General features: G+C 40.9%; 13 protein-coding genes. 3 read left to right on the top strand and 10 right to left on the bottom strand.

Features of this window, described 5'->3' with window-relative positions; all coding sequences use genetic code 11:
• The 4 genes from lnt to Q0791_RS21500 form a co-directional block, all read right to left on the bottom strand.
• On the bottom strand, window positions 1–1,553 hold a 1,553-nt coding region (gene lnt, locus Q0791_RS21515), incomplete at its 3' end, for an apolipoprotein N-acyltransferase (RefSeq protein WP_299011095.1).
• A complete protein-coding gene (locus Q0791_RS21510; RefSeq protein WP_299011094.1) occupies window positions 1,546–2,298 on the bottom strand; it encodes a hypothetical protein in 753 nt (250 codons plus the stop codon). The genes lnt and Q0791_RS21510, both read right to left, overlap by 8 nt.
• A 53-nt stretch (window positions 2,299–2,351) precedes the next feature.
• Window positions 2,352–3,296 (bottom strand): hypothetical protein, encoded by a 945-nt coding sequence (locus Q0791_RS21505; protein WP_299011093.1) that lies wholly within the window; start codon window positions 3,294–3,296, stop codon window positions 2,352–2,354.
• A 56-nt stretch (window positions 3,297–3,352) separates the two neighbouring features.
• On the bottom strand, window positions 3,353–4,282 hold the full coding sequence (locus Q0791_RS21500) for a dienelactone hydrolase family protein (RefSeq protein WP_299011092.1): 930 nt from the start codon (window positions 4,280–4,282) through the stop codon (window positions 3,353–3,355).
• A gap of 539 nt (window positions 4,283–4,821) precedes the next feature.
• On the opposite strand from Q0791_RS21500, the gene Q0791_RS21495 reads away from it, so the two are divergent.
• A complete protein-coding gene (locus Q0791_RS21495; RefSeq protein WP_299011090.1) occupies window positions 4,822–5,682 on the top strand; it encodes a hypothetical protein in 861 nt (286 codons plus the stop codon).
• Between the two features lie 264 nt (window positions 5,683–5,946).
• On the opposite strand, the gene Q0791_RS21490 is transcribed toward Q0791_RS21495, so the two are convergent.
• The 5 genes from Q0791_RS21490 to Q0791_RS21470 form a co-directional block, all read right to left on the bottom strand.
• A complete protein-coding gene (locus Q0791_RS21490) occupies window positions 5,947–7,413 on the bottom strand; it encodes a hypothetical protein (protein WP_299011087.1) in 1,467 nt (488 codons plus the stop codon).
• Between the two features lie 9 nt (window positions 7,414–7,422).
• Window positions 7,423–7,773, bottom strand: coding sequence for a hypothetical protein (locus Q0791_RS21485; RefSeq protein WP_299011085.1), 351 nt, complete (start codon window positions 7,771–7,773; stop codon window positions 7,423–7,425).
• Window positions 7,774–7,835: 62 nt separating this feature from the next.
• A complete protein-coding gene (locus Q0791_RS21480) occupies window positions 7,836–8,090 on the bottom strand; it encodes a hypothetical protein (protein ID WP_299011083.1) in 255 nt (84 codons plus the stop codon).
• A gap of 177 nt (window positions 8,091–8,267) precedes the next feature.
• Window positions 8,268–9,314, bottom strand: a complete 1,047-nt coding sequence (locus Q0791_RS21475) for an oxidoreductase (protein WP_299011081.1) — start codon at window positions 9,312–9,314, stop codon at window positions 8,268–8,270.
• A gap of 132 nt (window positions 9,315–9,446) precedes the next feature.
• Window positions 9,447–10,550, bottom strand: coding sequence for a hypothetical protein (locus Q0791_RS21470; RefSeq protein WP_299011080.1), 1,104 nt, complete (start codon window positions 10,548–10,550; stop codon window positions 9,447–9,449).
• A gap of 90 nt (window positions 10,551–10,640) precedes the next feature.
• Between Q0791_RS21470 and Q0791_RS21465 the strand changes: the two genes are divergently transcribed.
• Complete coding sequence (locus tag Q0791_RS21465) at window positions 10,641–13,031, top strand: plasma-membrane proton-efflux P-type ATPase (RefSeq protein WP_299011079.1); 2,391 nt, start codon at window positions 10,641–10,643, stop codon at window positions 13,029–13,031.
• A gap of 440 nt (window positions 13,032–13,471) precedes the next feature.
• Here Q0791_RS21465 and Q0791_RS21460 read toward each other — a convergent pair whose 3' ends face one another.
• Window positions 13,472–14,764 (bottom strand): AAA family ATPase, encoded by a 1,293-nt coding sequence (locus Q0791_RS21460; protein ID WP_299011076.1) that lies wholly within the window; start codon window positions 14,762–14,764, stop codon window positions 13,472–13,474.
• 138 nt (window positions 14,765–14,902) lie between these two features.
• Between Q0791_RS21460 and Q0791_RS21455 the strand changes: the two genes are divergently transcribed.
• Complete coding sequence (locus Q0791_RS21455) at window positions 14,903–16,873, top strand: cytochrome c/FTR1 family iron permease (protein WP_299011073.1); 1,971 nt, start codon at window positions 14,903–14,905, stop codon at window positions 16,871–16,873.
• The last annotated feature ends 129 nt before the right edge of the window (window positions 16,874–17,002 follow it).

The following is a 17,002-nucleotide window of genomic DNA, read 5'->3' as shown; positions in this document are numbered from 1 at the left end:
TGATGTAAAGGCACCTCAACAACATAACCACCAGACTGCCTAAAATCAGAAGTAAACAGGATTTTTCCCGTCGGTGATACCACAATAGATGGGCCATTATTCACGACGTGCACCAAAGGCGTTCTGTTTTCCACGGCTCTTAGTGCCGAAGCAAAAATATGCTGATGAGATTGATGAATAGATCCAAACCAAGCGTCGTTGGACATGGCAACAAGCAATAAGGGCTTATTCGTCTCTTTGGCATATCGAATATCATTATTGGCATGGGCAACCCCCTCGGCAACAAAAGTGGAAAAAGTGGTTTCATAGCAGATAAGCGGCACAATATCGGCTCTAGCATGAGAAAAGATCTTAAAGCGATGACCCGCAGTGAGCTCACTGGAAAAGCCACCGAAGTAAGATTTAAGCCAAGCGTAAATCCAAGTGCCTTCATCAGCAAGAGGAATATATTCTCCTAAAGGAATACGCTTTATTTTTTGATAATGCCCCACATCCTTACCTGTATTATTGAGCATCACGGCAGTATTGTATCGATCCTCAACAAGGCCATTAATAGGATTAATCACATTGTGCAGATCTTGAAACAGCACGCTGGTTTCAATGCTCGCGACTTCCTGCTGATATGCCAGCTGCACTTGCCTATCATCTAAATAACCTTTAGGCCGAGCTTCAGACCAGATCACTAACTCGGCACCTATGGCCTCAAGCCGCGTCGTCATCTCCATTTCAGGAGGATAAACCTTTCCAAAACCGGCCATCACTTGTGCGTACCCCAAACTCGGTGATTCATTGGCTTGAACCAAGCCCACTTTCATCACTTCAGATCCGGTAACAATTTTCGCCCACTCTTGGCGCTGCCAAGTGCCAAATCCAAACCAAAGCATTAACACAGAAACGGCAACAAGCATTGCCTTTTTATCCTCTTGCGTGATGGAAAATGGCTTTGCTCTTAATTGACAGAGCAATCTAAACAGCACAATATTAGCCAGTGCAATAACGGCATCCAGCGCAGAGACACCAAACAATGCAATTCCTTGTAAAGCGATTAAAAACGACACTTGAGTCTGTGCAAGAGTCAATGAAAATAATTGGGGAAAGACCATAATCGATGAGGCAACGACTAACGGAAAAAGAATAAACTCATGGACTCTTGTATAGCGTTTCAATAACGTAAACAAGCAACATAATAAGCCAAACAACTGCGCACAATAAAACCAATAAAGCGACGCCCATAAATAACTGACTAGACTCGTTTGTCCTTTTGCAATCACTAAGAAATCGGCCACCCAATAGGTTGAACTGGCAAACACCATCATCCCTGCAATGATCCCCAATGAATAAGCCCTCATCAGTGATGCTTTCTCAATCGCAAACAAAATAGGGATAAAAGCAAACCAAGCTAAATAGAAAACTTCACTCTCCAGCAAAGTTAACGACAAAAGCCCTGCAAATATCATGACCAACAGCAATGATTGAACCAGCGGCCATAATGAGGCTAAAAAACGCCAGCTTATTTGAAGTGGCTTTGAGCTCATACTGAGCACTTTAGCCATCCTCTCTCTCCTCTAACATTCTCAACTGGACTAAATCCAATAAATACGCTTGCTGTAACTGCAAGCCCATATTTTGCTTATCCTCTAGGCTAATAGTGTTATTCAAGGTCAATATTCGGCGCTGTATCAAATAGTGCATGCTGATATTGTCACGTTTAAAAAAAATGCTTGCCGTTTCTTTTCCAAAAACAGTCGCTTGAAACTGCCTCACCCTCTCCATACTCGTTTTTAAAACCTCATAGTCACCTCGGCTTTGAGCGCTTTTGACTTGCTGTAAATGCGCTTTCAACCATTCACTATATCGAACATAGGCATGGAGTAATTGAGTCAATTGCACCCCTGCTTTTCCTGAAATTCTTTTTTGAATCAAAAAATCCAGCCGCGCGCGATCTATCCCCCTTAAGTTCGACGGCAAGGTTTCTGTCAATCTTTTGAGTTGATTTTTTGTTTTCTCATCAATAACCAATAATTGATTTGGATCTAATGAGACTCGAGTCAAAATGGCGGCAAATTCCGCGAAATGAAACCGATAATTATGCTCACCTATTTGAACAGGAAAAAAACGAAACGCCTCATCGGGTTGTCGCCATACATTAACAGATTTAAGATTATGAGGCCCAAGCTCAACGGGCTTTGATGCTATTGATAGCAAGGCTTTTCGGTGCAAGTGCACATGCTCAAAAACAATCATGACCACAAGAGTTACCAGAAAACTTAGCCGCAATAAAATGCGATTCAGCTTCATCCCTTAATCCTCACTCACTAAAAGAGCAATAAGGTGTAATAAAAATGACTCCCTTAAATCTCATTTAACTTTAAATGCTCAATTCGAGTGAGTTCTTCTGGACTAAAGTGCTGGCTCAGCAATGCATGCACTTGCTTAACCTTTTCTTGCATATCAATGGAAGAAGAAGTAATAGCCTGTTTAGCGCTTAAAAAAGTGGAATAGCGAACAGGCCAATTCAATACATTTACAGACTGTGCAATATATTGGGCGTGAATATCTTTGCGTTTTTGCTCACGCTCTTGAAATGTTAAATTCTGAGTCGCTTCTAGTTTCATGCTCTCAAACATATACTGAGCGTTAGCATCACTCACCCTGAACAGATTAGCTGTCACATCACTGCCTAAATACACTTCTCGTAATGCCTGAAGCTCAGCATAAAGCCCTTCATCTTGCTCAATAGATATGAGTGGATCCACATCCTGCTTTGTCAATATATCTTCATTTACTCGGCTAAAAACTTCTTTTGCCTCTAAAAAATAATAATAATTCTCTACTAATTCACCCAGTTGCAAACCTGCTTGGCCAGAAAGACTTTGATGTATCAAATTCACTAGCACGCTCACAGTGTTCTCATCCAATCGATTATGGATCCTCTCTAATGTTTCATCTAAGGAGATAAGCGCATCATGATCGAGTATAACATTCCCATCAGCATCCAATTTAACCGCATGCAAGGCATCGAAAACAGATTGAGGGGTAAAAGGATATTTCACTAGATCCTGCTCAGTGAGTGACATAGTCTCTGTTTTCGCTTCACCCCTTTGCCAGCTCCAATGAGTCGCAACCGTTTCATAAGCCGTTAACCTATTTTCATTGCCCGCCACATTATTGCTAGCAGCGGGGGGAACACCACGATCTGCGAGCCCTAAAGGTGCAAACATTGAAAGCACAAAACTGGCAATCAATACACATAATGAAACGGCGACTAACATGAATTGACTTTTAAAATATCGCATCAGTCTTCCATCCTTCTATGAAGGTTTAACGCAATTAATTCTAACTCAGTGACGAGTTATAAATAATCACAAGTGTCCCTATACTCAGAGATGCTACTGTTTGACTCATGGTTTGGCCCACACAAAAATGGACTATAGCGATGATCTTTATCAAGAAAACGTTTCATCCAAGAAACGCCATAAGTGGATAACAAAGCATGGTTGCTGTTATCGCCAGTGGCACAGTCGTGAGAGCCGCCCGAGATCTCCATGAAGGCTTTATCTGTATTATCAGGAATGGTATTGTAGAAAGGGCTCGCATGACTATTCACTGGCGCAGTCGTATCATTTTCACAAGCCATGATCATCACTGGAACATTTATTAAATCAAAATCATTGCTGCCAGTATTCCAAGGTGATAAGGGAATACTAGCACTTAAACGATTTCTTGAAGCACTATGAAGCGCACCACCTCCCCCCATAGAATAGCCCATAGTTGCCAATCGATTTTCATCAATTAATCCCCAAATCGGACTACTCGAACGTGCTCCTTCTTGGATTAAATAAGACAAAGCACTATCCTGCTGACGACTTCGACTCTCGGGCTGATCATAACGAGAATTAGTATTGATCGTGATAACAACAAAACCGTGAGAAGCGAGAAGCGGTCCCCACCATTGGATCGCTGATTGTGTATTCGTAAACCCTGGTGCAATAGAAATCGCAGCCAATGCTTGAAAGACATTATTAGGATAATAGATAGTACCACCACCAAAACCATCAACGGAACTCGGTACACTCGTAGAAGAGACAGAGAGTGGCCCGCTGCCTGCTTGTAAAAAATCTAAAGTGGGAGTGGGACCCATTTCATAACCACAATTTGACTGGCAAGTATCAGGTAAAGGCAACTCCTCATCACTCCCTCCGCCGCCTCCACTGTATGCGCCCAAAGAGAAAATAAATGCGGTAGCACCAAGCACAACCTGCTTAAATGAAACGTATTTCATAGGATTTCCTTCGATTGTTTATGCTAATAATCAATGTGTTTTTATTTGCCCTAAAAACAACTTGTGAATACAACATCAACCAAATGTAAACCCTTTGAGGCAACAAAATCCTAGCCGATATTTTTGAGGGAGTAAAGCCGATGATATTGCTCTTTTTAATATAAAATTAACAATGAATAAATTAGTTATAATTAAATTACTGATAAATATTAAATTACCAATAATTAAAAATGACGCTTCAATGATAAATAGTCAATATAGGTAATAGATAAAAAGTAGAGGGAAATGAGCAAGCCTCCTTGCCTAATTTTCATCACAAGAAAAACTGGGAATACACAACCTCTTTCCTGTGAATGAAAGGCAAAAAGCATGACGATACTGTTTCACTTAACCCTTTCACTGAACTCTCAGCACATAACAAAAAGGTCAGACCAGATCAAAGGTAAAGTCATTTATTTTGGCAGCCATCACAGTGTACAAGCTCAATAATGACACTGAATAGAACTTAAGTTTAATTGAATCTAATGTAAAGGTGCACTATGACAACATTCAGTATCTCTAATATAAGCCAAGTAAACACGCTTGACATGCAAAAAGTCGCTTCCAATGACACCATCAAGCTCAATGGTCAAAATTACAACATCACCATTATTGATGATAAGATCTCCGTCAAAGCACAAACATTAAAAACTAATGCAGGCAAGATTGATTTTGGCGCACAAGTGAAAAAAGATCTTGGTCAATTTTTTGATCGTGTGTCCGTTTCTCCTCGCGCGCCAAGAGGAGACAAAGTCGCTCTTGCCCCCACTTATGGCCAACAAATGACCAATGCATTACAAGAAAAACTTAATGTACAACATAATCAAAATATGGATATTGCAAACATCAACTCAGGTACCGCATTCTTTGATGCATTAGAGCAATATAAAGGCACCATGACCAAAAACGATGCTATTGCCTTTAAGCAAGCGTACCGTAATATTCAGCTCAATAATAAAGGCTCACAAGAAATCTATGGAGCAGCATTAATTGCGAAATCATTTAATCATGGCATAACCTCTGAAGCGCAATACCAACGCCTGTGCGATTTGACTCAAATTGCCGCTAAACATGGCGTATTATCAAATCAAATCACAAACAGCAACCAATTAAGTCAAACGGATTTTATTGGACTGCAAGAGTTTGCTGCCGACTCAAGAGCCATACAGATCGTTGCGCAACAAACTGGGCAAAATGCAAATACACTCTACAGTCAAATTCAAGGGCATACCGCTAAAGAACAAATGCAATTTGACAAAACAGAAACAGGAAAAATGATCATTGCAGAAAGTCAACAGATAAAAAAAGAAAACAGTAAAATATGTGCCGAATTATCTTGGCAAGCACTAGAAAAGCGATAACCTTATTTTTACTTATTAAGTTATTATCCCGTTATTTAATGCATTAGCTTGTGATCAATTAATGCATTAAATAACTCATCAATGTACTTAACCAGAGTGTGTCCTTTGCAACCAAGCAACCAAGCACAGCTCAAACCTGATATATATCAAACCAATGAGTTATATTTTATAAGTAGGTAACATCAAAGCTTACCTTTTTCATGATAATAACTGATACCACCTTGATAAGACCACAGAACAATTCGCTCCCTGTTCATTGACAGCTTATTGGTCAATAGCATACCCATTTAACACCGCATTACTCCAAATAAAACTGCCATCCACACCGATCGCATTATGGCAATTCATGCAACTGTCTGCCAAAATCTGTGTGGCATCTGTACTCCAGGCGATATTGTACCCTTCTGTTACTGAGCTTCTAAGAGTCTCAGGCTGCTGCATGTAACAGTGATTGTCTTCGGGTGTGGGCACCCGCCAAGCCCCATTTGGATTACAGGGAGCATTCCAAGCCTGATCACTGCTTGACTGGGCTACGCCCCACTGAGCACCGATCAAAGTATAATATTGCAATGGTGAGCCAATACTGGAAAATAAGGATTGAAATTTAGCGGTAAGTTCAGCATTGGCCTGAATGGCATTAATACGAGTAAATTGATTGGAGTAACCCAAAAAATCAGAAACGAGTAATGCATTAGCACAACAAAGGTAGTCTGTGTCTGTATTTCTGGCGCCGATATCACCACTGACCCAGCAATCATCAGGCTCAGTTTGCGCACAAGAATGAGAATAAAAGCTGTAATCCACAGTCTCGTCAACCTTATCGACATCGGGTACATTATCGACATGCTCCCAAGTTGCCCACACCCACTTAGGTGCATGCTCTACTTTTCGAATAAGGTGAAACCCCACTAAGCCTAAGGTTTTGACCTCACAATCAACACTTAAGTCTGTGTCAGAGGTAATATCTTCCTGATCAATATAAATCATTGCACTGCGGGTCACATATCTGGACATATCGTCACTTGAAGTTATGACCTTCCAAGTGGTTTTCAACTCCATGGCACCATGGCCTGTTTTCCCGAGTGTTTGTATAGGAAAGTTAACGGCCTGCCAAAGCGCATCGTCCAGCGGCCCCCCTGTATCATAACTATTCGACTCAGCTAAGTGATTATCCCTTAAATAATAAAAAGTGTCAGGATTAATTAACACCTGTGAAAAAGTAACATTCCCGCTTTGATCTGTGATCACTGACTCCTGACCAAATAATGCAAAGCCATTTTCATAAACAATCCCCAAATCAGTATTTTTTGCCTCAGTACACGTTCCCACTGGCTCGTCATCAAACCATAACACCTTTTCAGGACGCCAATTGACATTATAGGGCTGCAATAACTCAAACGGCTTCTTATATCCTTGCCAGACGGTTTGACTGTCTTTATCCACTGGCAATACTGTCAAATTGGGCACTCCACGGCAAGCTGGCTGAGCAGGCCAGTTAAGTGCTACAAAACTTTTCCAGGCAAAGCACTCAAATTGTTGCTGCGCATTATCATAAGAAAGGAAGCGCGGCGCACTGGCAACCCCTGTCGGCAACAATGGATTAAACTCAACCCGTTCACAACTCTGATAACTGACTAATTCGCCTGAGCTGGAGGGAAGATCGCAATCATTATCTTCACCGCAAGCAAAAAGCCCCCAACAAACAATGAATATTAAAAATTTTTTTATCATTTAGTCTGCCTAATTTGCAATTGAGCCAAATCTGCGGGAAATAAAGAGATTAAATACCGAATCCGTACGCGCTGCCACGCCATGACAAGCTAAACATTTAGGTATTTTCAGCGTATCCTGAGCAGACGAATACTTAAAACGGTATTCATCCAACTCACTGTCATAACCTATCCCCTGAATCCACATCCAGTCTCCAGTTGAACACATACCACTGGCTAAACGATTGGCTTCAGGACAATAGCCCCCTTCAGGCTTATACATGGCAAAAAGGCCATAAATAGTACCCACCTCATTGATATCATCATCACTGGGCCCCACCTGAGGCTTTAAGATCAGCGTCCCCTCAGGCAACGCCTGCATGGTGTTACTGCTGCTCTGAAGTTGAGTAAAAAGGGATAATAAGCTGCTGGATATTCGCGTCTCTACATATCTGTCATGATAAAGCAGATAATTAAAGTGCTGTTCACCATATACAAGGGCACCATATCATCATCCTGCATGACATCTTCTTGCGCTAAATAACACACAAAGGTCGTCAGACATCCAATGGCATCATTTTCACATTCTTCCCCTGTATATGGGCTATACTGTGTATCTTCATCACATTCCAGCTCAATCTCTTCGGCACACACCCACACACTGAAACAAGCAGCCAATATAAAAAAAAGTCGCTTCATTATTAAAAGCCAACCAAACATGGATATAAGGAGTGTAGAAGTCACTCCAATAGATCATTGCTTAAAATCAGCCCTAATAAAAAAAATAGCAAATAGCGTTAAGCAAAAAGTACCAGTCAAATAAACTGACAAATGTCGCATTTTATTTCCAAATGCTCTCTGCTCGCTTATCGCTTTTTATGAAGTGGAAGATGAGAAATTAACGTCAACTCTTTTCCCTGTCGCTTGACCTTCCATCGCAAGTTCAATCAACTTTATGGTATTAAGACTTTGCTTTGCACTCATAAAAGCGTGATCACCTGTGGTAATCGCCTGAGCTAAATCGGAAAAAAAACCTTGATAACGCCCGGCCTCTGTGGGGAAAATATTTGCACTTTTTCCATCATAAAATGTACCAAAATGAGCCTGTGATTCTACTCCCCAATTCACTCTTGTTGGCAGCTCTCCCCCGCGTAAACAATCTTCTTGAGGATCGAGCCCGTATTTCACATAACTGCCTTTATCTCCCTGAATATTAAAGCGCAAGTTAGGCCCAGCGCAGAAAAGACTCGCATGCAAAATCACTTCAAGCTTTGGATAATGTAATAATAAGTGAAAGTAATCAGTCACCGATGCGCCTTTTCGCATCACTTGGCAACTCGCAGTGACACTTTGAGGCAGGCCAAACAAACTCAAGACTTGATCCAATAAATGCGGCGCCAAATCATATAAAATACCGCCGCCATCACAGGCCTGTTCCCGCCAGCGCTGCTGTACATCTGGCCTAAAACGATCAAAATGCGATTCAAAAACATGAAGCTTACCCAGCTTGTTTGTATCAATCAGCTTTTTAACCGTTAAATAATCGCCATCATAACGACGATTTTGAAACACGCTCAAAAGTAAGCCTTTGGCTTTAGCAAGCGCAATTAACGCCTCACCGTCTTTGGAGCGCGTCACAAAAGGTTTTTCAATTAATACATGTTTATTATGCTCTAGAGCCAATTTTGCTAAAGAATAATGCACATCATTAGGCGCCGTGATAATAATCAGCTCAGCATCACTATGAGTTATCATTTCATCAGCATTGTGATAATGCTGAACCTGAGGCCAATCTCGACCCACAAGATCGGCTTTTGAACTACTCACAGCATGGAAAATAAACTCATTAGAAGTACTAATAAAAGGAATATGAAAGGTTTTCGCTGAATAGCCATAACCCACTATCGCTGTTTTGATGCTCATTTTGTTAGACTCAAACAATTAAGGTTTGCACCTCACATTAACGATATTAATGCTAAGGTTCAATGGGGCTAAGGTTCAATGGGGCTAATGCCTCTCGCACATAGTATATTAACGAAGCTCAAGTTAACGTACTTAATCAAATTTATCCATATCTCTTAAACTCCAAAAATACTTTAACAGCTGTAGCTGTAATTTTCGGTACATATTCAGTGGTTGAATGTGAAAATACGTTTTTGAAAAGTGATTAAGGTATCGGCACTTAGTGACATTATTTTTATAAGAGAAAGCACAAAACTGAATATTATTTTCAATACTATACTTAATAATAGCGGATATGACTCGCTCATAAATCGCATGTTTTTTATACTTTTTATGCATTTCAGCACTCACACCTCCCATAACCCCACCTAATTGATTGCCAGACTCAATCACAGACATAAACGCAACGATTTTGCCTTCTAAAATGAGTAAGAAATGTTTAGCATACTCTAATATTGCAATCAAGGCTGCAAACCTTTGATTCATCAATTCTTGCATTGGCATGATCTCCAAAGCATTAACAGCAGAGGATTCAAAACATGCCCGCATTTGTAAAATATCAGCATCAGTTAATGTCGTTTTAATCATAACTGGAGAATATTGTTTTAAATATTGTCGTTCACGGCGTGCTAATTTTTTATGTTCTGTTAAATAATCGGCAAAGGATACATACCCATCGGCATCAAAAAATGCCCGCTCACCTCTAGCAATGGAAATGATATCTTGACTCGTTTTAGAATGACATTGGCGACTTTCTATAATACAAAATGGCGCTGCCCGCACTTTATAAAATTCATAAATAGCCATCAGCGACTTATCTGTCCATTGCTTATCAATCACAATAAGTGGATCATGTAATGAAGCGGTAAAAGGATCCGTTCCAGCATAAGCAAAGTGAATGGGAAAATAACTGAGGACTTTATTAATCAGACAGTTATTTCTATATTTTCGCCCTAACATGAAGGAAAGATGATGTTGAGTAAATTCAGAAAAAAAACAAACACCCACCACTTGTCCTCGTGTCGATATTTTAAGGTAATAGAGATTAAGCGCTGACATTTGATTAATCATTGCATCGAAACAATCAAATATCGATGTACTTAAACCCTGTTTTTGTAAATAAGGGATAAAAAGTTGCTTTTCTTCCTGCGATAATTGCCCAACGCTTTCTACCGATAGTATGTCAGCACCTATCATGATGAATTCCTTTTACTCGAAAATATTGGCACAGCAACTTAATCAAAATCTGCAATACTGAATATAGCTCAGTATAAAAAATCTTTACTTATGCCTGATATTTCGAATTTAACCGGACTCACTCAACAAACCGCACAAGAACGGCTCGCACAGTACGGCTTAAACGAAATCACCAGTACCAAAGTCTCGTTTTATCAGAAAATACGAAAACTGCTTTGGGGCCCTATTCCTTGGATGATAGAAATCGCGGCTATTTTATCGTTAATCTTACAGCGCTGGCCCGATTTCATCATGATCACAGCCTTATTAGTGATTAATGCTATTTTAGAATTAGTACAAGAATTTAAAGCTGACAATGCTGTGTCAGCGCTAAAGAGTACACTCGCATTAAAAGCCTATGTCAAACGTGACGGCCAATGGATGGACATATCGGCCTCACAGTTAGTACCTGGTGATGTAGTCATGATAAAGTTAGGCAATATTATTCCAGCCGATATTCGATTAATGTCGGGGGATTACTTATCTATTGATCAAGCATCACTCACAGGTGAATCTTTACCCGTCACACGTCGCGTGGATGATTTAGTTTATTCCGGTACCATAGTTAAACAAGGTGAAATGATTGGCGTTGTGGAAAAAACAGGCATGAATACCTTCTTTGGTAAAACAGCCTCATTAATCGACAAAAGTGATACGCCATCTGATCTGCAAAAAAACATTACGCAAATTGGGCGGTTTTTAATTACACTGACTCTCATTATTTGTGCCATCGTATTAGTTCATGATTTGTATTTGAGCCTATATACTCATGAAGGTAATGTCTCCAATAGTGTTATTTTCATGCTAGTTTTAGTGATTGCGGGGATCCCAGTTGCCCTACCTGCCGTGATGTCTGTCACCTTGGCCATTGGGGCAAAACGATTAGCCACTTTCAAAGCTATAGTATCAAAGCTGAGTGCCATTGAAGAGCTGGCTACCATGAATGTGCTTTGCTCAGACAAAACCGGCACCCTCACTCAAAACAAACTCGAAATAGGTGAGATCAGTGAGTATCATGATTATTCGACAGAAGATGTTATCCACTATGCATGCTTAGCATCGAGCGCTCAAGGCCATGATGCTATCGATGAAGTGCTATTTGCCGAGCAGCAAAAATTTCCCTCAAATTTACCGCCGTTTGACATCCAACATTACACTCCCTTTAATCCCACCAGCAAAAAAGCCGAATCACTCATTAGCCACCATCATAATCAATATAAAGTCGCTAAAGGTGCGCCCCAAGTGATTTTTAATTTATGCGACCATGACCTCAGCGAAGCACAAGAAAAGGTCGGCCAACTGGCTAAACACGGCTATCGTGCACTTGCTGTCGCCGTTACCACAGAAAACCTTGAGACTTGGCAGCTCGTTGGAATTATTTCGCTATTCGATCCTCCAAGAAAAGACAGTAAGGCCACCTTACATGACATCATACAAGGTGGTGTTAGCATCAAGATGATCACTGGCGATCACAGTGCCATCGCCCAAGAATTAGCCCAAACATTAAACATAGGTCATCACATCGTTCCTATGGCCTCGCTTAAACAACACCATGAACAAATGAATACACTCGATAGTCTCGATGGCTTTGCAGAAGTCCTACCTGAAGACAAATTTGAAATCGTCAAAGTATTACAAAAAAATAAAAAGATTGTCGGTATGACTGGCGACGGTGTAAACGATGCACCCGCCATCAAACAAGCCAATGTCGGCATTGCAGTCGATGGCGCAACGGATGCAGCAAGAGCGGCAGCCGATTTAGTATTAACGCAGCCAGGGCTCTCAGTCATTACCCACGCCATTGATGAGTCGCGAAAGATATTCGGCCGTTTAAAAAGCTATGCTATTTATCGCATTAGCGAAACTGTACGGTTATTACTCTTTCTCTTGTGTGCCATGTTAATTTATAACACTCACCCTCTTAGCGCTATCATGATCATTGTCATTGCGTTACTCAATGACATTCCCATCATGATGATTGCTTATGACAATATGCTAGCATCAACAAAACCGGGCATTTGGAAAATGAAAGAGGTATTCAGTGTCGCCGTTGCACTTGCGATCATAGGCGTCATTTCCACTTTTGGTTTATATTGGATTGCCGATCATTACTGGTTTACCCAACTTGCCACCGATCTGAAACAAGCCAAACTCAATACTGTCGCTTTTATGGGAATATTATGTGGCGGCAATCTCACCATCTACTTAACACGCAATACAGGTATGCCTTGGAGCCGCCCTTTTCCAGAATGGAAATTTTCCTGCGCCACTCTTTTTTCACTGGCGACAGGCACACTCATCAGTGTCTATGGATTAGGTACTGATGATTTCGTGGGTATAGGCTGGACATGGGTACTGTATGCTTGGGGATATATTTTAATTTGGTTCGCCATTACAGCCTTAGTCAAAATCGGCATTTATAATACCAATTCCATTATATAGATGATCAATTCAGAGCTTCTCAGGCTTTTCAATTCAAGGCGCATTTATGCTGTAATGGTGGTTCCCTTTCAAATGAATGCAACGCTGAAGTGGAATGTCTGAGAAGCTCACTGTGTGCGGGTTTCAACATGCTTTATGCTACGTTAGCTGCTTTCGATATACGACCTCATGGATGAGGGAGGTAGAGCGACGTTTGAACCCAAGCCGAGAATCACTATTAGCTTCAATCATCTGCGACCGCCATGGATGGTGGGACTGTCTGTTAATGCAGGAGCAATTAACGACCTTGCCTACAGCATGTTGAATTCCCGCTGAAAGATCACTTATATAATGGAATTGGTATAAGGTTCTCAAACAAAAAAGATAAAGCTGCATCAAATCATTCCATCTCAATCCTGCACCTTGAAATCTCACGGATATAGTCACCAAAAATAAGTAAATTAAAAACTGCCTCGACTGAACAAAATTTGTCTTACGCTGTTTATTTTTCGCTTATTATCAGCACGCATTTCACCAACGACCAAGATGCGATGAGCTTCACTCATAGACGGCCACTGCCACTGCTCAATTTGTCGACTAATCACCTCTGAGGGTATCGCATGAATACGTTGTAAATTGCCCGCTCTTAATGTCGATTCCTTAAGGTGAAAAACCACTAAAGTCACCAGTGCGCCATAGTCTCGCCCATAATCACAAATTATTTTTCGGTGATCGAAACGAAGATTGGTCGCATCCCACACCACATCCTGTTTATTGGCCAAGGCCTGCTTTAAGCGTAACTTGGCTAATTGCAACACTTGATCTAAGTTTTTCTGACACCCTCGCTGACCATTAATTTCTTCGCGAATATCATCAAGTGAGATCACATCAACATTATTCAAGTTCTGTGCAATCCAAGTCGATTTTCCACTCCCACTGATCCCACACATAAGATACAAATGACTAAAATCTTGTGCATTTTCATAGGTCGTCCTCATGGCCTCTTCAGGCATAGTGATCTTGCCACTTGCCAGCTCACTCACCACATAATTATTCAAATATAACTGCTCATCGGCCTGCTGTTTGACTTGAACTTTTTTGATTAACTCGGCTCTTGGATCATTAACATTCCAAAGCTGATATTCCTTGGCAAACATTTTAAATAGCTCAAGATACTCCAATTGCTGCTGCAAATCCTCACACACTCGCCCTTGAAAGTCCGCCCTCTCTAACCAATACAACATAGCTAAATCAACCTCTAACGCCAATGACAGGTAATCAGAGAAATCACTCTTTTTTATCACTAATAATTTAGGTTTTTGATGATGTCCCACCAATGCCATGACATTCATTATCACCTTATGTGAAATGGGAAGCTCAAGTAACTTAATGGCTAAGTAATCTACTCCAAGGGCTTCATGTTTTGGTGCAACCACTCTCTCTACACCTTGAATAGGCTTACGTTTCGTTGTAATAGGTTTTGCAATGTCATGCAATAACGCCGATAAAATCAAGATTTGTTTCTGCTCACCCGTTAACCCATTGGCCTCAAGTGCAAATAACTGATAAAGAACCGTTAATACCCTATCGGTATGAACAGCCACATTGCCTTCACCATGCCATACGAGATCTTGCTCTGTAAATTCAAATTGTCTCAGCAAAGGGAAATAATCCCCTAAATAAGCTAAGCACTCATCAAAATTGGGGGTCGCACCTTGCCTTAATGAAATAAGCCAAGACTCAAGCTTGTTCATTCGGTAATCCTTTCACTTTACTGTTTTTTGCTAACTGATTTTCAAATTAATCACTATTTTCTTTGACTCCGAGGGCTCCACCAAGTTTATAATTAGAATAATTATTATTATCAGTCGATTGACTAGGAAATTCCATCAATGCAACCTCTTTCGGGCCCTATGGACCGCTTCATTCAAATGCGGTTATTGCCACTGTTCACTCTCATTTTATTTTCACTCATATTATTCTTCTCTCAAACGAGTTTAGCCTCAACATCAAAGGAACTTGATAACAAAAATCAAACACAATTAAGGCAATTGGCTCAACTGGCGGAATATGTAGGTGTCGATTATGATGCCGCCATTGAAAAAGGCAAAGTAATCAATCAAGATGAATATCAAGAAATGCTTGAGTTTTCTGCCCTCATCGTCGAAAAGCTCGCTGACAACACACAACTCAACCAGCAAAATCCACAGCTCTATCGTGAAGCACTTGCCTTACAAACCAGTATCAAAAACAAACAAGACATTCTCGTAATCAAAGAGATTTCAAGTAAACTGCGCAGCGCCTTATTGACCTTAATGCCTGAATCTTCACTGCCAAAACATCTTGTATCCAGTATGGCAACAGCACAATTATTCCAAGAAAACTGTGCCAGCTGCCATGGTATTGAAGGCCAAGGCAATGGCGTTTTAGCCGCGAATTTATCTCCAGAGCCCACTGATTTTACCGATCTTGCAAGAGCAGAAAACCGCTCCATTTTAGGATTATTTGATGCCATTTCTGATGGGTTAGATGATACCGCCATGCCCGCTTTTACGCAGCTAAAAGAGCAAGAACGTTGGTCGTTAGCCTTCTATGTGTCTAGCCTGGCTTTTCAAAAAAGCGATCAAGGCAGCACAGCTCATATTCTCCCTAAGGTGACTTTGCAAGAATGGGTCAACCATAGTCCTTCTCAACTGACCCAATCACTCAAATCACAAGGGGTCACGCCTGCTGACATCTCAGCATTGAGATCAAAGCCTGAGGCTCTTTTTGACCACCAGCCTTCGCCCCTCACCGTTGCTAGAAATTTACTGACCTCGGCCAAAAAAGCCTTTGATAATGGCGATTATTCCCAAGCCAAAACCCTTGCTGTTAGTGCTTATCTTGATGGCTTTGAGCTTATTGAAAACAGCTTAGATGCCCATGATAAAAACTTACGCAAAAGCATTGAAGTGAATTTAATGCAGCTCAGGCATTTATTAAGCAACAATCAAAATCCATCTCAAGTACAGGCCACTTTTGATACTAGCATGCTACAGCTGGCCGAAGCACAAACCTTGTTAACAGAATCACACTTATCCAATGCCACCTTATTCAGTGCCAGTTTAGTGATTTTACTGCGAGAAGGCCTTGAAGCCTTATTAGTGGTGATAGCCTTAATGACAGTGCTTATTCGCACGAATCGACGTGATGCGCTTAAATATTTACATTTAGGTTGGATTATTGCACTCATCGCTGGCGGCGCAACTTGGGTTACCGCTCAAACCTTGATTGAAATCAGTGGCGCTAGCCGAGAAATGATGGAAGGCTTTGGTTCCCTCTTCGCCGCCTTAATGCTGTTTTATGTTGGCGTTTGGATGCACAGTAAAACCCATGCCGCTCACTGGCAAGCCTACATTAATAAAAAAATTAATAGCCAGCTTAAAGCGGGCACTTTGTGGGGCATTGCGCTACTCTCTTTTGTCGCTGTATACCGTGAGATATTTGAAACTATCCTCTTCTATCAATCATTGCTCACTCAATCTGAAAGTGGTCAGTTTAATTACTTTATTGGCGGCATACTCTCAGGTATCGCGCTATTAGCATTGACCACTTGGGGCTTATTAAAATATTCGATAAAATTACCTCTGGCTAAGTTCTTTTCCACCACGACTTACCTCTTGTTGATTTTGTCCTTTATTTTAATGGGCAAAGCCATTACCGCCTTACAAGAAGCGGCCATCGTGCCCATCAATAACCTTCCCATCAATATCGAAATGGACTGGATAGGTATAGGTTCAACATGGGAAGGCATAAGTGCACAACTTGCCGTGTTAATCCTATTTATTTTCTATATGGCTCGCACTAACAAGAAAACGGCTTAATGGCTTTTACACGCTTTCAATCACATCAGTAATAAAAAAGCGCTCATTTGAGCTAATGCCGATCATTTAACGATTTATTGATCGGTTGACTGATCGTTTAAATGCGTCAAAATCCGAGTCCTATCTCTA

The organism is uncultured Shewanella sp. (assembly GCF_947495455.1).
In the GTDB taxonomy this organism is placed as follows: domain Bacteria; phylum Pseudomonadota; class Gammaproteobacteria; order Enterobacterales; family Shewanellaceae; genus Shewanella.
Note: the sequence above shows the minus strand (reverse complement) of the source record. Positions and strands in the feature narration are given on the sequence as shown.

What these genes read in the sequence shown, in the direction of transcription:
- Q0791_RS21475 (WP_299011081.1), bottom strand. Translation starts at nt 9,314, where the DNA reads ATGAGCATCAAAACAGCGATAGTGGGTTATGGCTATTCAGCGAAAACC.
- Q0791_RS21505 (WP_299011093.1), bottom strand. Translation starts at nt 3,296, where the DNA reads ATGCGATATTTTAAAAGTCAATTCATGTTAGTCGCCGTTTCATTATGT.
- Q0791_RS21510 (WP_299011094.1), bottom strand. Translation starts at nt 2,298, where the DNA reads ATGAAGCTGAATCGCATTTTATTGCGGCTAAGTTTTCTGGTAACTCTT.
- Q0791_RS21465 (WP_299011079.1), top strand. Translation starts at nt 10,641, where the DNA reads ATGCCTGATATTTCGAATTTAACCGGACTCACTCAACAAACCGCACAA.
- Q0791_RS21495 (WP_299011090.1), top strand. Translation starts at nt 4,822, where the DNA reads ATGACAACATTCAGTATCTCTAATATAAGCCAAGTAAACACGCTTGAC.
- Q0791_RS21460 (WP_299011076.1), bottom strand. Translation starts at nt 14,764, where the DNA reads ATGAACAAGCTTGAGTCTTGGCTTATTTCATTAAGGCAAGGTGCGACC.
- Q0791_RS21470 (WP_299011080.1), bottom strand. Translation starts at nt 10,550, where the DNA reads ATGATAGGTGCTGACATACTATCGGTAGAAAGCGTTGGGCAATTATCG.
- Q0791_RS21485 (WP_299011085.1), bottom strand. Translation starts at nt 7,773, where the DNA reads ATGCAGGCGTTGCCTGAGGGGACGCTGATCTTAAAGCCTCAGGTGGGG.
- Q0791_RS21500 (WP_299011092.1), bottom strand. Translation starts at nt 4,282, where the DNA reads ATGAAATACGTTTCATTTAAGCAGGTTGTGCTTGGTGCTACCGCATTT.
- Q0791_RS21490 (WP_299011087.1), bottom strand. Translation starts at nt 7,413, where the DNA reads ATGATAAAAAAATTTTTAATATTCATTGTTTGTTGGGGGCTTTTTGCT.
- Q0791_RS21480 (WP_299011083.1), bottom strand. Translation starts at nt 8,090, where the DNA reads ATGAAGCGACTTTTTTTTATATTGGCTGCTTGTTTCAGTGTGTGGGTG.
- Q0791_RS21455 (WP_299011073.1), top strand. Translation starts at nt 14,903, where the DNA reads ATGCAACCTCTTTCGGGCCCTATGGACCGCTTCATTCAAATGCGGTTA.